A 19,955-nucleotide genomic window follows, 5' to 3' on the forward strand; every position below is an offset into this window, starting at 1 on the left:
GGTATCAATGGTTCACGCTTCCGGCGCACGCTGTTCGCGGCGCGGCGGCGGCAACGGAATGAACTCGGTCTCGCCCGGAACCTCGCCCATGCGCTGCTCGCTCCATGCGAGCTTGGCGGCTTCTATCTTGTCCCGCGAACTCGATACAAAGTTCCATTCGATGAAGCGCGTGCCGTCGAGCGGCGCGCCGCCGAGCAGCATCACGACCGCGCCGCTCGTGCTCGCGAGCTGCACGGCCGCGCCTGGCGTCAGCACGGACATCTGCTGCGGCGGGACGGCAACGCCGTCGACCGACAGATCGCCATCGACGAGATAGACGCCGCGTTCCTCGTGCTCGGCGTCGAGCGTGAGTTCGCTGCCCAGCGCGAAGTGCGCGGCGACGTAGAGCGTCGGCGAGAAAGTGCGCGTCGGGGCTGTCGCGCCGAACGCGGTGCCCGCGATCACGCGCAAGGTGACGGCGCCGCGCTCGATCTGCGGGAGCGTCGCGGCTGCGTGATGCTCGAACGACGGCTCCACTTCCTCGCTCGCGACCGGCAGCGCCACCCACGTCTGGATGCCGTGCATCGTCTGGCCGCTCGCGCGTTCTTCGTCAGGCGTGCGTTCCGAATGGACGATGCCGCGCCCGGCGGTCATCCAGTTGACATCGCCCGGAACGATCTTCTGCACGGAACCGACGCTGTCGCGATGCATGATCGCGCCGTCGAACAGATAAGTGACGGTGGCAAGCCCGATATGCGGATGCGGCCGCACGTCGAGGCCCTTGCCGGGCACGAGGGTTGCGGGTCCGATGTGGTCGAAAAAGATGAAAGGTCCGACGGTGCGCGCCGCAAGCGCGGGAAGCACGCGCCTCACCATGAGGCCGCCGACGTCGTGTTGATGAGGTTTCAACTGCGCGCGAATCGTCGAGGACATGGCGGTTCACCGAAGAAAGGCGGGCGCCGGAATGGCGCACCAGAACTGCCGATTCTACCGGTGGCCGCCAGGCGGCGCATTGCCCGGACTCCGGGCGTACGCTCATCCTTTCGAAGTTCCGTGCGGTCGTGACCGGCCGCGCTTTTTGAAGCTGCGTGCAGGTCGCGCAATCTTGATAGGAGAGGGAAACAATGAGCAAGAACAAACTTTTGATCGCCATCACCGCGGGCCTTTTCACGGCAACTGCCGCAACTGGCGCGTTTGCGCAGACCTCGTCGGGCAACTCGTCGGCGGCAATGGGCGGCGATACCTCGACGGCCACTCAGGGCGACGCATCGGCGGGAACGGGTTCCGGCACCACGACCAAGAAGCACCACAAGGCGCGCAAGCACGGCACGCAGTCGTCGGCAGCGACCAAGAAGACGCCGGAAGCCGAAACCGGCAACAACGCGGGCACCGAGTCCGGCCAGAGCAAGTAAAGCGTCTTCGTTCGCGAAGGCTGCGAGCGCCCGCGCCGTCGAACGGCGCGGGCGCTTTTCACATTCGTTTCCCAATCCCACGCCTGCCGCAGGTTTTGACAATCCTTCGCGCGCGCCCTTCGCTACACTCGCCTGATTGCGCATGCGGCGCACGACAAGAGGGGAATGGCGATGTCGCCCAGGGATTTGCTGATTGCAACGGTGGTTATTTTTGCGTGGGGCGTGAACTTCGTCGTCATCAAGCTGGGGCTGCATGGCGTCCCGCCGATGCTGCTCGGCGCGCTGCGTTTCGCGCTCGCGGCGCTGCCCGCGTTCTTCGTGAAGCGTCCGCAGATTCCGCTGCGATGGCTCTTCGCCTACGGTCTCACCATCTCGCTCGGGCAGTTCGCGCTGCTCTTCTATGGCATGTCCGTCGGGATGCCGGCGGGGCTCGCGTCGCTCGTGCTGCAGGCTCAGGCGTTCTTCACGCTGATTTTCGCCGCGATGTTTCTCGGCGAGCGCATTCGCGCGGCCAACGTGATCGGTCTGCTGATCGCGGCGGCGGGTCTCGCGCTGATCGGCATGCACGGCGGGCAGGCGATGACTCTCACCGGCTTTCTCTTCACGCTCGGGGCCGCGTCGATGTGGGCGCTCGGCAACATCGCGACGAAGCGCATGGGCAAGGTGGATCTGCTGTCGCTCGTCGTGTGGGCGAGCCTGATTCCGCCGCTGCCGTTCCTCGTGCTGTCGCTGATCTTCGAGGGCCCGGCGCGTATCGAGTCGAGCCTCGCGTCGATCCCGCTCGTGTCGGTGCTCGCGGTGTGTTATCTCGCCTTCATCGCGACGCTGGTCGGTTATAGCTTGTGGGGGAAACTGCTCGCGCGCTATGCGGCGGGACAAGTCGCGCCGTTCTCGCTGCTCGTGCCGGTGATCGGCCTGGCGTCGGCGGCGCTGTTTCTCGATGAAGGAATGAGTTCGATGGAAGTCGCCGGTGCCGCGCTAGTGATGGCAGGGCTGGCCGTCAACGTGTTCGGCGGGCGGATCGTGCAGCGGTTCGCGTCGGCGGCGCGGTAATCGTCGGGCGGGCGCGCAATGCGCCCGCCATCGAAAGCGTCAGGTCATCCGGCTCTTCGCGAGCGGCGGATTCGCCGCGAAATACCGCTTGATGCCCTTCATGATCGCGTTGGCCATCTTGTCGCGATAGGCGTCGTCGTTCAGGTGCGCTTCCTCTTCGGGATTGCTGATGAACGCCGTTTCGACGAGGATCGACGGAATATCCGGCGCTTTCAGCACGGCGAAGCCCGCCTGCTCGACCGATCCCTTGTGCAGCTTGTTGATGCCGCCGATCTCGTTCAGCACGAAGTTGCCGTAACGCATCGAGTCGCGGATTTGCGCGGTCGTGGACATGTCGAAGAGGGCGCGGCTCACGCTCGCGTCGTTGGTCTTCACGTTGATGCCGCCGATCTGGTCTGATGCATTCTCCTTGGTCGCCATCCAGCGCGCCGCCGCGCTCGATGCGCCATGCTCCGACAACGCGAACACCGACGAGCCGCGCGCCGACGGCGTCGTGAACGCGTCCGCGTGAATCGATACGAACAGGTCCGCGCCCACGCGCTGCGCCTTCTGCACGCGCACGTTGAGCGGCACGAAGAAGTCGGCGTCGCGGGTCATCATCGCGCGCATGTTCGGCTGGGCGTCGATCTTCGCGCGCAGCTTCTTCGCGATATCGAGCGCGATGTGCTTCTCGTACGTGCCGTTGCCGCCGATCGCGCCGGGGTCTTCGCCGCCGTGTCCCGGATCGATGGCGACGGTCAAAAGGCGCGTGGTACCGGAGCGGTCCTGCTTCGGTGCGGAGAATGCGTACTGGTCGTTGTCGTCGTCGTCTTTCTTCGCGATGACCGGCGGCGCGACGCGCGGCTTCGGCGTCGCGGGCGCAGGCTTCGGCACGGCCGGCGCGGGTGTGTCGGTCGAACTATCGCCTTGCGCGTACTTCTGGAAGAACTCGTCGGTCGAATCCTGTGCGAGCGGTTTCTGCGTGGTCGCGGGGCCGGAGAGCGTCGCGGGCGGCGGCGTCGACGGATTCGGATTGGCGCGGTCGAATGCTTCCTGCTTGCGCTCGGTCTGGGCGAGCAGTTCCATCAGCGGATCGGGCGCGACGGCCGGATACAGGTCGAACACGAGGCGATACTTGTAGCTGCCGATCGGCCCGAGCGTGAACACCTGCGGCTTCACGGAGCCTTTCAGATCGAACACCATCCGCACCACATGCGGCTGATACTGCCCAACGCGCACCGCCTGAATCTGCGGATCGTTCGGCGTGATCTTCGATACGAGCTCGCGCAACGCCTGATCCAGATCGATTCCATTGAGATCGACGACGAGCCTGTCCGGTCCCTGAAGCAGCTGGTTGCTGTTCGTGAGCGGCTGGTCGGATTCGATGGTCACGCGCGTGTAATCGCGCGCCGGCCACACGCGCACGCCGAGCACGGAGCTGGCGTGCGCGAGCTTCGGCCCGGCGAGCGCGAGCACGAGCGTCGATGCGCCCGCGCGCAGCACCTGGCGTCGGCGCCAGTTGTGCGGCGCGCTCGCGCTCGATTCGATCGAGTGGAACGGCTTGATCAGCATCTTTCGAGACATGTCTTTCCTGTTTCGCTAAACGCCCGCGCGGTCAGCACGCGGCCTTCTTCTTCGTTCGACTGCGTCGTTTCCATGGGTGCGATGCCGCTGTCCGGCAGCGTCAGCGCGAAAACGAGGTCCGGCACGCCGAGCAAGCCGCCCGCTTGCTGCGGCCACTCGACGAGGCACAACGCGCCCCGGTCGAAATACTCGCGAAACCCGGCGTCGGCCCATTCGGCGGGATCGGCGAAGCGATAGAGATCGAAGTGATACACGTCGAGCGGACCGCCTGGCGCATCCAGCGAATACGGCTCGACGAGCGTGTAAGTGGGGCTTTTCACCCGGCCCGCGTGACCGAGCGCACGCAGCGTCGCGCGCACGAGCGTGGTCTTGCCCGCGCCGAGGTCGCCGATCAACTGGACTTGCAAGCCGTGGAATGGTTCAGACGAGGCTATTGTTCGCGTCTCGCCGATAGCGCGTGCGAAGCGCTCACCGAACGCGAGCGTCGCGGCTTCGTCGCGCAGTTCGAAGCGGCGTTCGATGAGCGCGGCGGGTGAACCGGATGTCGATGGTGCGGGGCTTTCGGGCATTGCTCGTAAAATGTCGTGATGAACCGATTGCCGGAACACTCCGATGAAGTCACGACCGCGGCGAGCGACGCCGCCGTCGAGCCGCGTGCCTTGCATCGCCTCGAAAGCGACGAGGCGGGGCTGGCGGAGCTCGCGCAGCGCATCAAGGCGTGGGGGCGCGAGCTGGGATTCGGTGCGGTCGGAATCAGCGATACCGACCTGACGGACGCCGAGGAAGGCCTCGCCAGCTGGCTCGAAGCAGGCTATCACGGCGAAATGGATTATATGGCCAAACATGGGATGAAACGCGCGAGGCCGGCCGAGCTTGTGGCCGGCACGCGACGCGTCATCACCGCGCGCATGGCCTATCTGCCGGCCGCGACGCTCGCGTCGACAGGCGATGAAAGTGTCGCGACAGCGGACGGTCAGAAGAACGACTGGCGCGCGATCGAATGGAAGCGGCTCGCGCAGCCCGCGCAGGCGCAGGTGTCGATCTATGCGCGCGGCCGCGACTACCACAAGGTCATGCGCAACCGGTTGCAGCAGCTGGCCGAGCGTATCGAGAAGGAGATCGGCGCGTTCGGGCATCGCGCGTTCACGGATTCTGCGCCGGTCCTCGAAGTGGCGCTCGCGCAGAAGGCGGGCAACGGCTGGCGCGGCAAGCACACGCTATTGCTGGATCGCGATGCCGGTTCGCTGTTCTTTCTCGGCGAGATTTACGTCGATCTGGCGCTGCCCGTCGATCCCGAACCGGAGCACGACGGCGCGCACTGCGGGCAATGCACGCGCTGCATCGGCGCGTGTCCGACCGGAGCGATCGTCGGGCCGTATCGCGTGGATGCGCGGCGCTGCATCTCGTATCTGACGATCGAGCTGCACGGCAGCATTCCGGAAGACCTGCGGCCGCTGATCGGCAATCGCGTGTACGGCTGCGACGATTGCCAGCTCGTGTGTCCGTGGAACAAGTTCGCGCAGGCCGCGCCGGTTGCGGACTTCGACGTGCGGCACGGGCTGGATCGCGCGACGCTCGTCGAACTGTTCGCATGGAGCGCCGATGACTTCGATACGCGGATGCAGGGCAGCGCGATCCGCCGCATCGGACATGAGCGATGGCTGCGCAATATCGCGGTGGCGATGGGCAACGCGTTGCGCGATGCGTCGCTCGATGCGCGCGAACGCGGCTCGATCATCGGCGCGCTGCACGCGCGCGCGGACGATGCGTCGGCGCTCGTGCGCGAGCATGTGTCGTGGGCGCTGGAGCAGGGGGACAGGCATGAGTAACGTGTCATTCGATGCGGTCATCGACGCCCCGTTCGGCAAAGTCGGCATCCGCGCCGACGATCGCTTCGTGCGCGAGATCGTCTATCTGCCGCACGAGACGCCGAACGTCGATCCGGGCAAACCGCTCGCGCAGGAAGCCGCGATGCAGATTCGCCGTTACTTCGATGCATCGACGATGCGCTTCGATCTTCCGCTCGCCATCGGCGGCACCGCGTTTCAACAGCGCGTGTGGCGCGGCATCGGCGCAATCGCGGCGGGACAAGTCTGGACCTACGGACAGCTAGCGCGCGAAATCGGCAGCGTGCCGCGCGCAGTCGGGCAGGCGTGCGGCTCCAATCCGCTGCCGATCGTGATACCGTGCCACCGGGTCGTGGCGTCGGGCGGGATCGGCGGATTCGCGCATCATCCCGGCGACGGCTTTTTTCGTGACGTGAAGCGCTGGCTGCTGGCGCATGAAGGTGTATCGATCGGATGACGAGCGCAATCATTGAAGAACAGCAAACGCCTGAGCTGATCGCGAGCAGCGATGCGATCGATCTCTTCTGCGATGCATTGTGGCTCGAACACGGGCTCGCGGAGAATTCACTCGACGCGTACCGGCGCGACTTGCGGCTCTTCGCGGAGTGGCTCGCGAAGACGCGCGGCGCGTCCATCGACGCCGCCAGCGAAGCCGACATGAACGGCTACATGGCCGCGCGCCGCAGCGACAAGGCGACTTCCGCGAACCGGCGTCTTTCGGTGTTTCGCCGCTACTACGCGTGGGCGATGCGCGAACATCGGGCCATTGCCGACCCGACGCTCAAGCTGCGCTCGGCCAAGCAGCCGCCGCGCTTTCCATCCACGCTCAACGAAGCGCAAGTGGAAGCGCTGCTCGGCGCGCCCGATATCGAAACGCCGCTCGGCCTGCGCGACCGCACGATGCTCGAACTGATGTACGCGAGCGGCCTGCGCGTGACCGAACTCGTGACGCTGAAGACCGTCGAGCTTGGTCTGAACGAGGGCGTCGTCCGCGTGATGGGCAAAGGCTCGAAAGAGCGTCTCGTGCCGTTCGGCGAAGAGGCGCACGGCTGGATCGCGCGATATCTGCGCGAATCGCGCCCGGCGCTGCTCGGCCCGCGCGCCGCCGATGCGCTCTTCGTCACCGCACGCGGCGAGGGCATGACGCGTCAGCAGTTCTGGAACATCATCAAGCGCCATGCGCTGAACGGCGGCGTGCATGCGCCGCTTTCGCCGCACACGCTGCGTCACGCATTCGCGACGCATCTGCTCAATCACGGCGCGGACCTGCGCGTGGTGCAACTGCTGCTCGGCCACTCCGATATTTCGACCACGCAGATCTACACGCACGTCGCCCGCGAGCGCCTGCAGAAGCTGCATCGCGAGCATCATCCGCGCGGCTGAGATCGGCGGCGGTGCCTCGCGTCGCTCATGCCGTGCTGGCAGCCGGCGCGTAAAGCAGCAGGACGCTTGCAATGAGCAGCGTCGCGCCGGCAAGCGTTCGCAGCGACATCGCTTCGCCGAGCACGACGCCGATTAGCATGATTTCGAGTATCGTCACCGCGACCATCAGCGGGTACGCGACGCTCAGTTCCACGCGCTTCAACGCGAGCGCATACAGCACGAAGCCCGCGCCGTACGCGCCGATCGCACCGAGCCGGTAGATCAGCGGACGCGCCTGCATGCCGAACAGCAACGCTCCGCCCTCGGACGGAAGCGTGCCGGCAAGACGCAGCAGGATACTCGCGAGCGCACTGCACGTGCCGCTCAGCAAAAGCGTGATGTATTGCATCGTTGAGATAGGTCAGATCGCGGCGACCACGGTCGCCACGCACAGGCAAATGATGAAAAGGCTCATCCGGTTCCTGATCGCGTAGACGATCGGGTCGTCGTGCATCTCGCCGCGAAACGCGAGCATCCACACGCGGCTTACCCAGTACAGCAGAAGGCCGAAGAGCACCCACAGCGCCTGCGGATGCCGATAGAGAAGCCGCACGTCCGAAGAGTTCACGTAGAGCGCCAGCACCACCACGGCCGCATAGGCCGACGCGGTGCCGAACGAACGAAGGATGCCGAGGTCCTGCGTGACATAGCCCCGCCCGGCGGCGGATACCTTGCCGTCGCGCAGCAGCGCGTCCAGTTCGGTGTAGCGCTTGACCATCGCGAGACTCAGGAAGATGAGCACCGAGAACATGATGAGCCAGTCGGACAACACGATGTCCGCAGCCACGCCGCCCGCGATGATGCGCGACGTATAAAGCGCCGCGAGCGTGAAGACGTCGATGAGCATCATGCGCTTGAGCTTGAACGAATAGGCCAGCGTCGTGATGAAATAGCCGCCGATCACGAGCTGAAAGTTCGGTTCGAGCCGCGCTGCGAGCGCAGCGGATGCGACGAGCAGCGTCACCGTCAGCGCCATCCCGAACGTGAGCGGCAACTGACCCGATGCGAACGGCCGGTTGCGCTTTTTCTCGTGACGGCGGTCCGAGTCGAGATCGAGCATGTCGTTGAGCAGATACACCGCCGACGCGCAGAAGCTGAATGAGAAGAACGCAACCGTTTCGGCGAGCAGCGTCGACGGATCGGTGAAGCGGTGCGACGCGAGCAGCGGCACGAAGATCAGCAGGTTCTTCACCCACTGATAGACGCGCATTTCCTTGATCGTCAGCGCAACGAGCGAACGCTTCTGCTCGAAGAAGACGATCGTCTCGTTGACGCCCTCAGCCGCCGCTGCGATATGCCGGTCGCCGACGACGATCGCCTGCCGCGCCTGCTGCCACACGGGCACATCGGCGCGTGCATTGCCGCAGTAATCGAAGCCCTGCGCGCCGAATTCCTTCGTCAGCGCGCCGGCCTTGTGACGGCCCTTGAGATTGTGGGCTTCGTCGCTTGCCAGCACGCCCTTGAAAATGCCGAAGTGCTTCGCGATCTGTTCGGCGACCTGCTGGTTGGATGCGGTGCAAAGATACAGATCGCGTCCGCATGAGCGCTGTTCGTGCAGATACGCGACGAAGCGCGCGTTGTATGGCAGCACGGATACGTCGATGGCCACGCGCGCTGCAATCTGCGCCTTCAGATAGGCCCTTCCGCGCATCAGCCAGACGATGCTCAACAGTGCATAGAGCGGATTTTTCTTGACGAGCACGAGGAACGATTCAACGAGCAGATCGGTGGCGGTCAACGTGCCATCGAGATCGACGCAGAGGGGAACGCTTGCTTCGGACATAGCTTCCTCGACGCTGTAATTCGTCTGTCGATTCGGGTGCGGCTCGTTGAATCGTTTGCGCACAGAATAGCGATGCGTTACTTCTCCGCTCTGTGCGCTAGGACACTCGAGTTGCGCGCCCGCCGATGCAGGGCAGTCATTTCCAGCCTGACGGCATGCCTGCGCCTGTGTCTCCGCGATCCTGCTCCGACGAATCCGCAACGCGTACCCGATAGCGGGCGGAACGCGCGATCGCGCCGTGATTGCCGAGGCGCGACGGTGACGGCGCCGCTTCGTCGAGGCCGTTGCCGCTTTGCATGTCCGCGACCGCGCGCAGGTTCGCCTGCTCGAGAACGAGCGCGATGTTGACGCAGAAGATCATCAGTACACCGACGATCAGCATGCTCAGATTGCGCAGTTCGTCGTGAAAACCAAAGGCCATGAAAAGCGGCACGTTAATCGCAATGGCGATCTGCACGTGACGCCGCAGCGCCAGCGGCAGTTTGCTCCAGCCCGAGCGAAGAAGGATGGCGGCAATGGCTATCGTAATGATGTTGAAGCCCTTCGCCATCACCACGCCGTAGTTGTATTCGAACCGCAGATAGCTCAAAGGATGAACGAGGAAGTTGAGATTCTCGTACAGGTTGAACGCGACGATACCGCCGCCATTGCCCGCATATTTCAGCTTGATGACGAAGTTGATCGCGCCGGCGATCGCAAGCATGACGGCCTGCAACGTCAGCACCTTGCCGAGCGAATAGCGCGCTTGAAGAAACGGAAATAGCGTGAGCGTGAAAAACAGGAACGATTCCTTGTTGAATGTGGCGATGACCGTCAGCGGAATGAGCCACAGCGCCCGGCCTCTCGCCGCGAGCCATACTGCGAGGTTCATGAACAGAAGTTCGGGGAAGTCGTAGAAATACGCACCATCTGTCAGGATCAACGGAAAGATCGCGGCGAGCGCCATCGGTGCAAGCGTGCTCGCCGTGCGATTCATCTGGAACGTCATGCACACGGCGCGCATCGCGAACAGCGCGAGAAAAAGCGCGGTGAACGACATGCCGAAGATCAGGTAATAACGAAGCGCGTACTGCGGATTGTGCGCATCCACCGCGTTGGGATAGAACCATGTGATCGGGTGATGCGTGCGGTTGTCGTCCATCAGCACGCTGGTGATGCGCTCTTTCAGCGTCCGGGGCATCGCACGTTCGACGCCGTTTGCGATCGCCGGCAGCAGTTGCCGGTACACGAACGGACGCTCGATCGTTCCCTCCAGCATCGCGGGCAGCGCCCACTGCGGCGTCTGATCGCGGAACTGCCACTTCGTAAAATAGCCGTTGTACGACGCTGCCGCGACCACGTAATACATCACGACGAGCAGCATCCAGCGAACACCGCGGCGCAAGACCGGTTCGTTGAACATTGCGATCTCCAGACGGTTGATCGACCGAGGCGCGTTTCGACATCGGGGTGGTGCAATTGAGCGAGCTGCCCGAACCGCCTCGCGCATGTTCGCTGATGTCTATTTTGGCGAAGGTGGGGTACCGCACATTTCGCGAAGTTCGAACCACGCCGCACCGCCATGGGAAGAACTTTGCTCTGCGAAACGGTGCGTGCTGTCGGTCGAGCCCCATCGACTCAGCACTTAATTAAGGATCGCAGAACGTCCGTTTCATTCCGTCATGATGCGTCGAGCACAGGAGAGGCGCGTTCGTTCGTAGAACGCTTCAGATGTCCGCGCCCCGCATCAGCCCCCGCGCGATGATCACCTGCTGAATCTGCGACGTGCCTTCGTAAAGCCGGAAGAGCCGCACGTCGCGATAGAACCGCTCGATGCCGTACTCCGCGATATATCCCGCGCCGCCATGCACCTGCACCGCGCGGTCCGCGACGCGCCCGCACATTTCGGTGGCGAAGTACTTCGCGCACGACGCCTCGATCGACACGTCGCGGCCCTCGTCGCGGCGGCGCGCGGCGTCGAGCACCATGCATTCGGCGGCGTACAGTTCGGCCTTGCTGTCGGCGAGCATGCCCTGCACGAGCTGAAATTCCGCGATCGGCTGACCGAACTGGCGGCGCTCCATCGCGTAGGCGAGGGCGTTGCGCAACATGCGTTTGGCCGCGCCCACCGCGATGGCCGCAATGTGGATGCGCCCCTTGTCGAGCGTCTTCATCGCCGTTCTGAAGCCGACGCCTTCCACGCCGCCGATCAATTGCCGCGCCGGCACGCGACAGTTCTCGAAGACGACGTCGCTGGTATGCGCGCCGCGCTGGCCCATCTTGCGATCTGGCTTGCCAAGCGAGAGCCCCGGCGTGTCGCGTTCGACGATGAACGCCGAGATGCCGCTCGCGCCTTTCGCATCGCTCGTGCGGGCCATCACGGTATAGATGCCCGCTTCCGGCGCGTTCGTGATGTAGCGCTTCGTGCCGTTGAGCACGTAGGCGTCGCCGTCCTTTTTCGCTGTCGTTCTGAGCGACGCGGCATCCGAGCCCGAATCCGGCTCGGTCAGGCAGAACGAGCCGATCAGCTCGCCCGCCGCGAGTTTCGGCAGATAGTGCGCCTTTTGTTCGTCCGTGCCGTCGAGCAGAATGCCGATCGAGCCGATGCCGTTGTTCGTGCCGATCATCGAGCGAAACGCCGGCGATGTCTGCCCAAGCTCGAACGCAATACGCACTTCCTCTTCCATCGTGAGGCCGAGCCCGCCGTACGCTTCGGGGATCGTGAGCCCGAACAGGCCGATTTCCCGCATTGCGTCGATGACATCGGCGGGAATGGCATCCGTTTCGTCGACTTCGCTTTCGCGCGGCACGAGCGTCTCGCGCACGAATCGGCGGATGGTGTCTTCAAGCAGCGTTTGCGTTTCGGTGTCGCGGATCATGATGGTTTCCTCCCTGGCGAACGATCGTACGGCACGCGCGGGCATTCGACCAGCTGGCCGAACGGCCGATGGTGAGCCGCCGTGAGCGCCGCTACAATGCGTCCATGCCGAAATCCAAACACGTATCCGAAACGCCCGCGACGCAATTCCTGCGCCGTCACAAGGTGGCGTTCGGGGAGCATCCTTACGATTACGTCGAACACGGCGGCACCGAAGAGTCCGCGCGGCAGCTCGGCGTGGACGAGCATTGCGTCGTGAAGACGCTCGTGATGGAGGACGAGCACGCGAAGCCGCTCATCGTCCTCATGCACGGCGACCGGACCGTGTCCACGAAGAATCTCGCCCGGCAGACGGGCGCAAAGCGCATCGAGCCGTGCAAGCCCGAAGTGGCGAACCGGCATTCGGGCTATCTCGTCGGCGGAACCTCGCCGTTCGGCACGAAGAAAGCGATGCCCGTGTACGTCGAATCGAGCATTCTCGAACTCGACGCCATCTATCTGAACGGCGGGCGGCGCGGTTATCTCGTGAGCCTCGATCCGGCGGTGTTGACCAGATTGCTCGACGCGAAACCCGTCCAGTGCGCGAGCGTCGATTAGAATGCTGACCGCGCTTTTCAAGACACAAGAGACAACATGATTTATCTGATCGTCGCCGTCGCGTCCTATCTGATCGGCTCGATTTCATTCGCCGTCGTCGTGAGCAAGGCGATGGGCCTCGCCGATCCACGTTCCTACGGCTCCGGCAATCCCGGCGCGACCAACGTGCTGCGCACCGGCAACAAGCGCGCGGCAATCCTGACGCTCATCGGCGATGCGTTCAAGGGCTGGCTGCCCGTATGGCTCGTCGGGCATTTCGGCGCGGATTACGGCCTCGATGCGACAGGGCTTGCCACGGTCGTCGCGCTGTCGGCCATCGCCGTGTTCCTCGGGCATCTGTACCCGGTGTTCTTCAGGTTCCAGGGCGGCAAGGGCGTGGCGACGGCGGCGGGCGTGCTGCTCGCGATTCATCCGGTGCTCGGGCTCGCCACGCTGCTGACGTGGCTGATCATCGCGTTCTTTTTCCGCTATTCGTCGCTTGCGGCGCTCGTCGCAGCCGGGTTCGCGCCGCTGTTTCAGGTGTTCCTGTTCGGGCCGAGCCGCGTCTCGCTCGCCGTGCTGGCGATGAGCGCGCTGCTCGTCTGGCGGCATCGCGCGAATATTTCGAAGCTGATGGCGGGGAAGGAAAGCCGGATCGGCGACAAGAAGAAGCCGGCGGCGGCCGAATAAAAAAGCCGTTCCGCGTAGAACGGAACGGCTTTTTTCCTTGATGCGCAGAAAAAGTGCTTAGTCGCGGAAATTGTTGAAGTCGAGCGGCGTGTCCGTCACGTCCTTCTTCAAAAGCGCAATGGTGCTCTGCAGATCGTCGCGCTTCGTGCCGGTCACGCGCACGGCGTCGCCCTGAATGCTTGCCTGCACCTTGATCTTGCTGTCCTTGACCATCTTGACGATCTTCTTCGCGAGATCGCCGGAGACGCCTTTCTTGATCGTCACGACCTGCTTGAGCTTGTCGCCGCCGATCTTCTCCTGCTTGCCGTAGTCGAGGAACCGCACGTCGACGCCGCGCTTCGCCAGCTTCGAGAGCAGCACGTCCTTGACCTGACCGAGCTTGAAGTCGTCGTCGGCGTAGAGCGTCAGTTCGCGCTCCTTCTGCTCGACGCGTGAATCGGAACCCTTGAAGTCGAAGCGCGTCGAGATTTCCTTGTTGGATTGCTCGATGGCGTTCTTCACTTCGATCATGTTTGCTTCGCTGACGACGTCAAACGATGGCATCTGTTTTCCCCTTCTTGAGGCGAGCGCCCGGGAGCGGCTCGCGCAATCGCTATAATCACGGACCTGACGTCATTCTACCGACGCGCCCTGGATTTCCCCAAGACTGCGCGCGTTTCCCGGCTTCTCCACGCGGTTTCCCATGCCCCACGCTCAACTACTCGCGGATTACTCCCTGCGTCCGCACAACACATTCGGCTTCGACGTGCGCGCGCGCCATGCAATGCGAATCGACAGCGTCGATGCCGCCGCCGCGCTCGCGAACGACGCGCGCATCATCGACATGCCGAAGCTCGTGCTGGGCGGCGGCAGCAACGTCGTGCTGACGCACGATTTCGACGGCGTCGCGCTCATCGTCGGCATCATGGGAAAACGCGTGGTCGGCGAGGATGACGACGCGTGGCTCGTCGAAGCCGGCGCGGGCGAGAACTGGCACGACTTCGTCGCGTGGACGCTCGCACACGGCATGCCGGGCCTCGAAAACCTCGCGCTGATCCCGGGCACGGTCGGCGCGGCGCCGATTCAGAACATCGGCGCGTATGGCCTCGAAATGGGCGAGCGCTTCGAGCGGCTGCATGCGGTGGAACTCGCGACGGGCGCGCACGCCGAATTCGATCGCGACGCGTGCGCGTTCGGCTATCGCGACAGCTTCTTCAAGCGGGAAGGGCGCGGGCGGTACATCATCACGTCGGTCGTCTTCCGGCTGCTGAAGGCGTGGACGCCACGCGCCGATTACGCCGATGTCGCTCGCGCGCTGGAAGGCGCATCGGCTCGCGACGCGCAGGCCATCTTCGATGCCGTCATCGCCGTGCGTCGCGCCAAGCTGCCGGACTGGACCGTGCTGGGCAACGCCGGGAGCTTCTTCAAGAACCCGGTCGTCAGCGCGGATGCGTTCGAATCGCTGCAAGCGCGTGAGCCGGGCGTCGTGTCGTACCGTCAGGCCGATGGTCAGGTGAAGCTCGCCGCCGGATGGCTGATCGACCGTTGCGGCTGGAAAGGGCGCGGCATCGGCGGGGCGGCGGTGCACGAGCGGCAGGCGCTCGTGCTCGTGAATCGCGGGAATGCGACCGGGGCGGAAGTGATCGAACTCGCCGAAGCAATCAAACGCGATGTGCTCGCGCGCTTCGGCGTCGAACTGGAGATGGAGCCGGTCTGCCTCTGAATCCGCGGACGCGGCTCAGTGGTTCAACTTGCCGAGCAGCAGGTACTCCATCAGCGCCTTCTGCACGTGCAGGCGATTTTCCGCCTCGTCCCAGACCACGCTCTGCGGCCCGTCGATGACTTCCGCGCTCACTTCCTCACCGCGATGCGCGGGCAGGCAGTGCATGAAAAGCGCGTCGGGATGGGCGCGCGCCATCATCTCGGCGTCGACGCAATAGTCCGCGAACGCCTTCATGCGCGCCTCGTTTTCCGCTTCGAATCCCATGCTGGTCCAGACGTCCGTCGTCACGAGGTCCGCGCCCTGGCAGGCTTCGTTCGGATCGGCGAACTCCTGATAGAACGGCGCGCTATCCGCCGATACCAGCGCGTGATCCAGCTTGTAGCCGTGCGGCGTCGACAGCCGCAGCTTGAAGCCGAGGATTTGCGCGGCTTCGATCCACGTGTACAGCATGTTGTTGGCGTCGCCGATCCACGCGACGGTCTTGCCATGAATCGGCCCGCGATGCTCGTAGAACGTGAAGATATCGGCGAGCACCTGACACGGGTGGTATTCGTTGGTCAGCCCGTTGATGACCGGCACGCGCGAGCTTTCGGCGAAGCGCCGGATGATGTCCTGCCCGAACGTGCGGATCATGATGATGTCCACCATGCGCGAAATGACCTGCGCCGAATCTTCGATCGGCTCGCCGCGGCCAAGCTGCGTGTCGCGCGTGTTCATGAAGACCGCGTGGCCGCCTAGCTGGAAGATGCCGGCTTCGAACGACAGGCGCGTGCGCGTCGAGCTCTTCTCGAAGATCATCGCGAGCGTGCGATCGTGCAGCGGATGGTACGTCTCGTAGTTCTTGAACTTGCGCTTCAGGATGCGGGCGCGTTCGAGCACGTACTCGTAGTCGTCGAGCGAAAAATCCTTGAACTGAAGATAGTGGCGAATTTTCTTGGCGGTCATGAAAACGCAAGCGGCGGCTTCGAACCGGCCGCGCGACTCGAACTGCGAGCGTCGCCAGACCGGGCGCCGCCGCCGTCGGAGTGGGTATCGCGTTCGAGCATAAAGGATTTTGCGAACTTTTACGAGGCTGGCCGAAAGGCGAGTGCGCCATCGAGAAGCCCGGCGTACGGCGCTCTCCGGCCCTTGGGCAGCCTGTCCGGCGTCCGTGTGCGCTGCGGAAAAGAGGGCGCTGCGGTATAATCGCCGGCGCTTGTCTCAGCAACTCTGCAACACTCAGTAACGCCCAGCACCGTTTCACGCGCTCAGCCGGCGAAGCTCGCAAGAGACCGCTGCATTGCCTTGGCGTATGCGAATCCGCCGTGCTGCCGAGTCCGCCATCGTGTCGCGGGCGTGAACGGTCCTCATCGGGCAGGTTCGCAAGCATCGCCCGGCGCCGTTGCGTGCCGGCGGCGCGCATCCCGCGTCGAGCGTGTGCATTCGCCGGTGCCTGCCACCGGCCGACAAAAGGTATCGCTACATGGCTGAATCATCCCCGACCCAGTATTTCATTCAAGGCATTACCAAGAACGGGAGAAAGTTTCGCCCGAGCGACTGGTCGGAGCGCCTCTGCGGAGTCATGTCGGCGTACGGTCCGAAAGCGAAGGGGCCGAATGCGCGGCTGCAGTATTCCATCTACGTGCGTCCGACGATGATCGGCGACATCAAGGTCGTCATTCTCGATGCGCGTCTGCGCGAGATCGAGCCGATGGCCTTCGACTTCGTGTTGAACTTCGCGAAGGACAACGATCTGCAGGTGACGGAAGCGTGCGAACTGCCGCCGCATCACGGCACGCAGACAGCGACGCCGCCGAAAGGCTGATCGGCGAGAACGAACAAACGCAAGCCGACAGACGCAAAAAAGCCCGCGAAAGCGGGCTTTTTCGTTACTGCGCAGCGGAAACAGGAAGCTGTTCCGGCGAACGCCTCGCGATGGAGGCATGCACCGGACGCGAGCCGGAATTACTGGGCTGCGGAAGCCTGCAGACCCTTGATGGCTGCAGCCAGGCGGCTCTTGTGACGAGCGGCCTTGTTCTTGTGGACGATCTTCTTGTCCGCGATGGTGTCCATCGTCTTGACCGACGACTTGAACACTTCGGCGGCCTTGGCCTGGTCGCCGGCATCGATTGCCTTGCGAACTGCCTTGATGGCCGTGCGGAACTTCGAGCGCAGCGCCGAGTTGTGCGAGTTGGCTTTGGCGGCCTGACGGGCGCGCTTGCGAGCTTGTGCGGTATTTGCCATGACGGTTCCTTGTCCTGTTTCTGCTGTTACTTGTCGGAGCGGCTTCACACGAAGCCGGCGGTGGCCGGAAGCGGTGAACGATGCGCGCTGCCTTGATCTGAAATCCGGGGAACGATTGCCCCGAAACGTTAAAGCGTTACTGCCATGATACCTGTACGGCTCGTGCGAAATCGCGTTCGAGACCGCGCTTTAGACCGGCCTGAGACCGGCTTGAGACCGGCTTGAGACCGATACGGTATACGCGTTCGGCACAAAAATGCCGAAACGGAGCTTCGAAACCCGCGATTATAGCAAGCGGATACGAGATATGACAAGCGCGGGCTGTCTTCCAGCTAGCGTCTACGCCCGGCGACGGATTTGGTGCAATCCGTCAAACTCGCGGACTTGCACGCCAGCGTTGCGGGGGAGGGTCATGCATGGCCCGTATAATAAGCGCCCCATGAATCTATTCCGAGCCCTCCTGACGGTCAGCGGCTTCACGCTGCTGTCGCGCGTGACCGGCCTGATCCGCGAAACGCTGATCGCCCGTGCTTTCGGCGCCAGTCTCTACACCGACGCGTTCTACGTCGCTTTCCGTATTCCGAACCTGCTGCGGCGTCTGTCTGCGGAAGGCGCATTCGCGCAGGCGTTCGTGCCCATCCTGGCCGAGTTCAAGAACAGCAAGGGCCACGACCCAACCAAGGCGCTCGTCGACGCGATGTCGACCGTACTGACGTGGGGCCTCGTCGTGCTGTCGCTCGCCGGCATGGCGGGGGCGAGCTGGGTCGTGTTCGCGGTCGCGTCGGGGCTGAAACACGATGGCGGCGCGTATCCGCTCGCCGTCGAGATGACGCGCATCATGTTCCCGTACATCGTCTTCATCTCGATGACGACGCTTGCCTCCGGCGTGCTCAACACCTACAAGCAGTTTTCACTGCCGGCGTTCGCGCCGGTGCTGCTCAACGTGGCGTTCATCGTCGCGGCCGTGTTCGTCGCGCCGCATCTGAAGATTCCGGTCTACGCGCTCGCCTATGCGGTGATCGCGGGCGGCGTGCTGCAATTGCTCGTGCAAGTGCCGGGGCTCAGGAAGATCGACATGACGCCGCACGTCGGCCTCAATTTCCGCCGCGCGCTGGCGCATCCGGGCGTGAAGCGCGTGCTCGCGAAGATGGTGCCCGCGACGTTCGCGGTATCGGTCGGTCAGCTGAGTCTCATCATCAACACGAATATCGCGTCGAATATCGGGCAGGGCGCGGTGTCGTGGATCAACTATGCCGACCGGCTGATGGAATTCCCGACTGCGCTGCTCGGCGCGGCGCTCGGCACCATCCTTTTGCCGAGTCTCTCGAAAGCGCACGTCGATGCCGACCCCGTCGAATATTCCGCACTGCTCGACTGGGGCTTGCGCATCACGTTCCTGCTCGCCGCGCCGAGCGCAGTCGCACTGTTTTTCTTCGCGCAGCCGCTCACGGCGACGCTGTTCCATTACGGCAAGTTCGACGGTCATTCGGTCGTGATGGTCGGGCGCGCGCTGTCGGCGTACGGCATCGGGCTGATCGGCCTGATCCTGATCAAAATCCTCGCGCCCGGGTTCTATGCGAAGCAGGACATCAAGACGCCGGTGAAAATCGCGATCGGCGTGCTGATCATGACGCAGGTGAGCAATTACGTCTTCGTGCCGATCTTCTCGCACGCGGGGCTCACGCTGTCGATCGGTCTCGGCGCGCTCGCCAATGCGTTTCTCTTGTTCGTCGGCCTGCGCCGCCGCGACATCTACCAGCCGTCGCCGGGCTGGCTACGCTTTTTCGTGCAGTTGACCGGCGCGTGCCTGCTGCTCGCGGGGGCGATGCATTGGGTGTCGCTCAACTTCGACTGGATCGGCATGCGCGCGACGCCCTTTGCACGAATCGTGCTGCTCGGAGCAAGCCTGGTTCTGTTCGCGGCGCTATATTTCGGTATTCTGACGGCGATGGGCTTCAAGTACGCCTACTTCAAGAGACGCACGCTTTGATGACGACGACGCGCATCCTCGACTATTTCTGCTCGCTGATGGCAGACGATGAAACCCTGCCGCTCACGGAGGCCGCTTTGTCGCTGGCGCAGGATGCGTATCCGGACCTCGACATGCAGGCGGTGCTCGCGGAGATGGACGAGCTTGTTCTGCGCGCCCGCCGCCGCATGCCCGAGGACGCCGATGTTCGTCAAAGAGTCGATGCCTTCAACCGTTATTTCTTCCGCGAGCTGGGCTTCTCCAGCAATCTCAACGATTACTACGATCCGGACAACAGCCACCTGAACGCGGTGCTGCGCCGTCGCCGGGGCATTCCCATTTCACTCGCGGTGATCTATCTCGAAATGGCCGAGCAACTCGGCCTGCCGGTGCGCGGCGTGTCGTTTCCGGGCCATTTTCTGTTGCGCGTCACCACGCCGGAAGGCGACCTGATGCTCGATCCGACGACCGGGCAGACGCTTTCCGAATCGCAGATGGTCGAGATGCTAGAGCCGTACGTGCAGCGCGCGGGCGAATCCATCGGCAGCGCGTTGCGCGTGCTGCTGCAGCCTGCGACTCGCCGCGAGATCGTCGCGCGGATGCTTCGCAATCTCAAAAGCATCTACTTGCAGACGGAGCGTTGGCAACGGCTTCTCGCCGTGCAGCAGCGGCTCGTGATCGTGCTGCCGGGAAGCATCGAGGAAGTGCGCGACCGTGGTTTCGCTTACGCGCGCCTCGACTACCTGCGGCCGGCGCTGGAAGACCTCGAGCGCTATCTCGAAGAACGCCCGGATGCGCAGGACGCAACCGTCGTCGAATCGGAGTTGCACGAGCTTCGCCAGCGCGCGCAGCACGACGACGACTGAAGCCGCGTCACAT

The 19,955-nt window shown here is 63.8% G+C and carries 21 protein-coding genes; 11 read left to right on the forward strand and 10 right to left on the reverse strand.

Translation table 11 applies throughout. The features are described from left to right. Window positions 1-12: 12 nt before the first annotated feature. Complete coding sequence (locus tag BG57_RS21455; protein WP_035967880.1) at window positions 13-912, reverse strand: pirin family protein; 900 nt, start codon at window positions 910-912, stop codon at window positions 13-15. A 191-nt stretch (window positions 913-1,103) separates the two neighbouring features. Between BG57_RS21455 and BG57_RS21460 the strand changes: the two genes are divergently transcribed. Both BG57_RS21460 and BG57_RS21465 read left to right on the forward strand, forming a co-directional pair. Further along, on the forward strand, window positions 1,104-1,391 hold the full coding sequence (locus tag BG57_RS21460; protein WP_035967881.1) for a hypothetical protein: 288 nt from the start codon (window positions 1,104-1,106) through the stop codon (window positions 1,389-1,391). A 171-nt stretch (window positions 1,392-1,562) separates the two neighbouring features. Next, window positions 1,563-2,444, forward strand: a complete 882-nt coding sequence (locus tag BG57_RS21465; RefSeq protein WP_035967939.1) for an EamA family transporter — start codon at window positions 1,563-1,565, stop codon at window positions 2,442-2,444. A 39-nt stretch (window positions 2,445-2,483) separates the two neighbouring features. On the opposite strand, the gene BG57_RS21470 is transcribed toward BG57_RS21465, so the two are convergent. After that, complete coding sequence (locus tag BG57_RS21470; RefSeq protein ID WP_035967883.1) at window positions 2,484-4,007, reverse strand: N-acetylmuramoyl-L-alanine amidase; 1,524 nt, start codon at window positions 4,005-4,007, stop codon at window positions 2,484-2,486. Beyond that, complete coding sequence (gene tsaE, locus BG57_RS21475) at window positions 3,989-4,576, reverse strand: tRNA (adenosine(37)-N6)-threonylcarbamoyltransferase complex ATPase subunit type 1 TsaE (protein WP_035967884.1); 588 nt, start codon at window positions 4,574-4,576, stop codon at window positions 3,989-3,991. The genes BG57_RS21470 and tsaE overlap by 19 nt, the downstream gene beginning before the upstream one ends. An 18-nt stretch (window positions 4,577-4,594) precedes the next feature. Between tsaE and queG the strand changes: the two genes are divergently transcribed. Genes queG through xerD form a run of 3 tightly spaced genes read left to right on the forward strand, consistent with a single transcriptional unit; the run spans window position 4,595 to window position 7,237 of the window. Further along, window positions 4,595-5,836, forward strand: coding sequence for a tRNA epoxyqueuosine(34) reductase QueG (gene queG / locus BG57_RS21480; protein ID WP_035967885.1), 1,242 nt, complete (start codon window positions 4,595-4,597; stop codon window positions 5,834-5,836). Next, the gene (locus BG57_RS21485; RefSeq protein ID WP_035967886.1) at window positions 5,829-6,311 is read left to right on the forward strand and encodes a methylated-DNA--[protein]-cysteine S-methyltransferase; all 483 of its coding nucleotides are present in this window, start codon (window positions 5,829-5,831) and stop codon (window positions 6,309-6,311) included. The genes queG and BG57_RS21485 overlap by 8 nt, the downstream gene beginning before the upstream one ends. After that, window positions 6,308-7,237 (forward strand): site-specific tyrosine recombinase XerD, encoded by a 930-nt coding sequence (gene xerD / locus BG57_RS21490; protein ID WP_035967887.1) that lies wholly within the window; start codon window positions 6,308-6,310, stop codon window positions 7,235-7,237. Before BG57_RS21485 ends, xerD begins: the two co-directional genes overlap by 4 nt. A gap of 25 nt (window positions 7,238-7,262) precedes the next feature. Here xerD and BG57_RS21495 read toward each other — a convergent pair whose 3' ends face one another. From BG57_RS21495 to BG57_RS21510, 4 genes are all read right to left on the reverse strand, one after another. Beyond that, a complete protein-coding gene (locus tag BG57_RS21495; RefSeq protein ID WP_035967888.1) occupies window positions 7,263-7,625 on the reverse strand; it encodes an SMR family transporter in 363 nt (120 codons plus the stop codon). A 12-nt stretch (window positions 7,626-7,637) separates the two neighbouring features. After that, window positions 7,638-9,059: a UbiA family prenyltransferase gene (locus BG57_RS21500; RefSeq protein ID WP_035967890.1), complete on the reverse strand. Its 1,422-nt coding sequence runs from the start codon at window positions 9,057-9,059 to the stop codon at window positions 7,638-7,640. 136 nt (window positions 9,060-9,195) lie between these two features. Beyond that, window positions 9,196-10,461: a V-type ATP synthase subunit I gene (locus BG57_RS21505; protein WP_035967892.1), complete on the reverse strand. Its 1,266-nt coding sequence runs from the start codon at window positions 10,459-10,461 to the stop codon at window positions 9,196-9,198. A 304-nt stretch (window positions 10,462-10,765) separates the two neighbouring features. Continuing rightward, window positions 10,766-11,917 carry an acyl-CoA dehydrogenase family protein gene (locus BG57_RS21510; RefSeq protein WP_035967893.1) on the reverse strand — a complete coding sequence of 384 codons (1,152 nt, stop codon included), beginning with the start codon at window positions 11,915-11,917 and terminating at the stop codon, window positions 10,766-10,768. A gap of 104 nt (window positions 11,918-12,021) precedes the next feature. Here BG57_RS21510 and ybaK point away from each other — a divergent pair, with 104 nt between their 5' ends. Together ybaK and plsY are read left to right on the forward strand one after the other, a co-directional pair. Continuing rightward, a complete protein-coding gene (gene ybaK / locus BG57_RS21515) occupies window positions 12,022-12,513 on the forward strand; it encodes a Cys-tRNA(Pro) deacylase (protein WP_035967940.1) in 492 nt (163 codons plus the stop codon). 36 nt (window positions 12,514-12,549) lie between these two features. Beyond that, entirely contained in the window at window positions 12,550-13,182 is a 633-nt protein-coding gene (plsY, locus tag BG57_RS21520) for a glycerol-3-phosphate 1-O-acyltransferase PlsY (RefSeq protein ID WP_035967894.1), read from the forward strand. Between the two features lie 57 nt (window positions 13,183-13,239). Here plsY and BG57_RS21525 read toward each other — a convergent pair whose 3' ends face one another. Further along, window positions 13,240-13,725, reverse strand: a complete 486-nt coding sequence (locus BG57_RS21525; RefSeq protein ID WP_035967895.1) for a YajQ family cyclic di-GMP-binding protein — start codon at window positions 13,723-13,725, stop codon at window positions 13,240-13,242. A gap of 139 nt (window positions 13,726-13,864) precedes the next feature. Here BG57_RS21525 and murB point away from each other — a divergent pair, with 139 nt between their 5' ends. Then, window positions 13,865-14,884 carry a UDP-N-acetylmuramate dehydrogenase gene (gene murB, locus BG57_RS21530; RefSeq protein WP_035967896.1) on the forward strand — a complete coding sequence of 340 codons (1,020 nt, stop codon included), beginning with the start codon at window positions 13,865-13,867 and terminating at the stop codon, window positions 14,882-14,884. 15 nt (window positions 14,885-14,899) lie between these two features. Here the strand turns inward: murB and argF are convergent, their stop codons facing one another. Beyond that, window positions 14,900-15,829 (reverse strand): ornithine carbamoyltransferase, encoded by a 930-nt coding sequence (gene argF, locus BG57_RS21535; RefSeq protein ID WP_035967898.1) that lies wholly within the window; start codon window positions 15,827-15,829, stop codon window positions 14,900-14,902. 517 nt (window positions 15,830-16,346) lie between these two features. Between argF and BG57_RS21540 the strand changes: the two genes are divergently transcribed. Next, the gene (locus BG57_RS21540) at window positions 16,347-16,688 is read left to right on the forward strand and encodes a DUF3579 domain-containing protein (protein WP_035967900.1); all 342 of its coding nucleotides are present in this window, start codon (window positions 16,347-16,349) and stop codon (window positions 16,686-16,688) included. Window positions 16,689-16,828: 140 nt separating this feature from the next. Here the strand turns inward: BG57_RS21540 and rpsT are convergent, their stop codons facing one another. After that, a complete protein-coding gene (rpsT, locus tag BG57_RS21545) occupies window positions 16,829-17,107 on the reverse strand; it encodes a 30S ribosomal protein S20 (protein ID WP_035967901.1) in 279 nt (92 codons plus the stop codon). A gap of 439 nt (window positions 17,108-17,546) precedes the next feature. Between rpsT and murJ the strand changes: the two genes are divergently transcribed. Together murJ and BG57_RS21555 are read left to right on the forward strand one after the other, a co-directional pair. Beyond that, on the forward strand, window positions 17,547-19,097 hold the full coding sequence (gene murJ / locus BG57_RS21550; protein WP_035967902.1) for a murein biosynthesis integral membrane protein MurJ: 1,551 nt from the start codon (window positions 17,547-17,549) through the stop codon (window positions 19,095-19,097). Next, complete coding sequence (locus tag BG57_RS21555; protein WP_035967903.1) at window positions 19,097-19,942, forward strand: SirB1 family protein; 846 nt, start codon at window positions 19,097-19,099, stop codon at window positions 19,940-19,942. The genes murJ and BG57_RS21555 overlap by 1 nt, the downstream gene beginning before the upstream one ends. Window positions 19,943-19,955: the final 13 nt, after the last annotated feature.

Origin of the sequence: Caballeronia grimmiae (assembly GCF_000698555.1) — a bacterium.
In the GTDB taxonomy this organism is placed as follows: Bacteria; Pseudomonadota; Gammaproteobacteria; order Burkholderiales; family Burkholderiaceae; genus Caballeronia; species Caballeronia grimmiae.

What these genes read in the sequence shown, in the direction of transcription:
- BG57_RS21455 (WP_035967880.1), bottom strand. Translation starts at nt 912, where the DNA reads ATGTCCTCGACGATTCGCGCGCAGTTGAAACCTCATCAACACGACGTC.
- BG57_RS21460 (WP_035967881.1), top strand. Translation starts at nt 1,104, where the DNA reads ATGAGCAAGAACAAACTTTTGATCGCCATCACCGCGGGCCTTTTCACG.
- BG57_RS21465 (WP_035967939.1), top strand. Translation starts at nt 1,563, where the DNA reads ATGTCGCCCAGGGATTTGCTGATTGCAACGGTGGTTATTTTTGCGTGG.
- BG57_RS21470 (WP_035967883.1), bottom strand. Translation starts at nt 4,007, where the DNA reads ATGTCTCGAAAGATGCTGATCAAGCCGTTCCACTCGATCGAATCGAGC.
- tsaE (WP_035967884.1), bottom strand. Translation starts at nt 4,576, where the DNA reads ATGCCCGAAAGCCCCGCACCATCGACATCCGGTTCACCCGCCGCGCTC.
- queG (WP_035967885.1), top strand. Translation starts at nt 4,595, where the DNA reads ATGAACCGATTGCCGGAACACTCCGATGAAGTCACGACCGCGGCGAGC.
- BG57_RS21485 (WP_035967886.1), top strand. Translation starts at nt 5,829, where the DNA reads ATGAGTAACGTGTCATTCGATGCGGTCATCGACGCCCCGTTCGGCAAA.
- xerD (WP_035967887.1), top strand. Translation starts at nt 6,308, where the DNA reads ATGACGAGCGCAATCATTGAAGAACAGCAAACGCCTGAGCTGATCGCG.
- BG57_RS21495 (WP_035967888.1), bottom strand. Translation starts at nt 7,625, where the DNA reads ATGCAATACATCACGCTTTTGCTGAGCGGCACGTGCAGTGCGCTCGCG.
- BG57_RS21500 (WP_035967890.1), bottom strand. Translation starts at nt 9,059, where the DNA reads ATGTCCGAAGCAAGCGTTCCCCTCTGCGTCGATCTCGATGGCACGTTG.
- BG57_RS21505 (WP_035967892.1), bottom strand. Translation starts at nt 10,461, where the DNA reads ATGTTCAACGAACCGGTCTTGCGCCGCGGTGTTCGCTGGATGCTGCTC.
- BG57_RS21510 (WP_035967893.1), bottom strand. Translation starts at nt 11,917, where the DNA reads ATGATCCGCGACACCGAAACGCAAACGCTGCTTGAAGACACCATCCGC.
- ybaK (WP_035967940.1), top strand. Translation starts at nt 12,022, where the DNA reads ATGCCGAAATCCAAACACGTATCCGAAACGCCCGCGACGCAATTCCTG.
- plsY (WP_035967894.1), top strand. Translation starts at nt 12,550, where the DNA reads ATGATTTATCTGATCGTCGCCGTCGCGTCCTATCTGATCGGCTCGATT.
- BG57_RS21525 (WP_035967895.1), bottom strand. Translation starts at nt 13,725, where the DNA reads ATGCCATCGTTTGACGTCGTCAGCGAAGCAAACATGATCGAAGTGAAG.
- murB (WP_035967896.1), top strand. Translation starts at nt 13,865, where the DNA reads ATGCCCCACGCTCAACTACTCGCGGATTACTCCCTGCGTCCGCACAAC.
- argF (WP_035967898.1), bottom strand. Translation starts at nt 15,829, where the DNA reads ATGACCGCCAAGAAAATTCGCCACTATCTTCAGTTCAAGGATTTTTCG.
- BG57_RS21540 (WP_035967900.1), top strand. Translation starts at nt 16,347, where the DNA reads ATGGCTGAATCATCCCCGACCCAGTATTTCATTCAAGGCATTACCAAG.
- rpsT (WP_035967901.1), bottom strand. Translation starts at nt 17,107, where the DNA reads ATGGCAAATACCGCACAAGCTCGCAAGCGCGCCCGTCAGGCCGCCAAA.
- murJ (WP_035967902.1), top strand. Translation starts at nt 17,547, where the DNA reads ATGAATCTATTCCGAGCCCTCCTGACGGTCAGCGGCTTCACGCTGCTG.
- BG57_RS21555 (WP_035967903.1), top strand. Translation starts at nt 19,097, where the DNA reads ATGACGACGACGCGCATCCTCGACTATTTCTGCTCGCTGATGGCAGAC.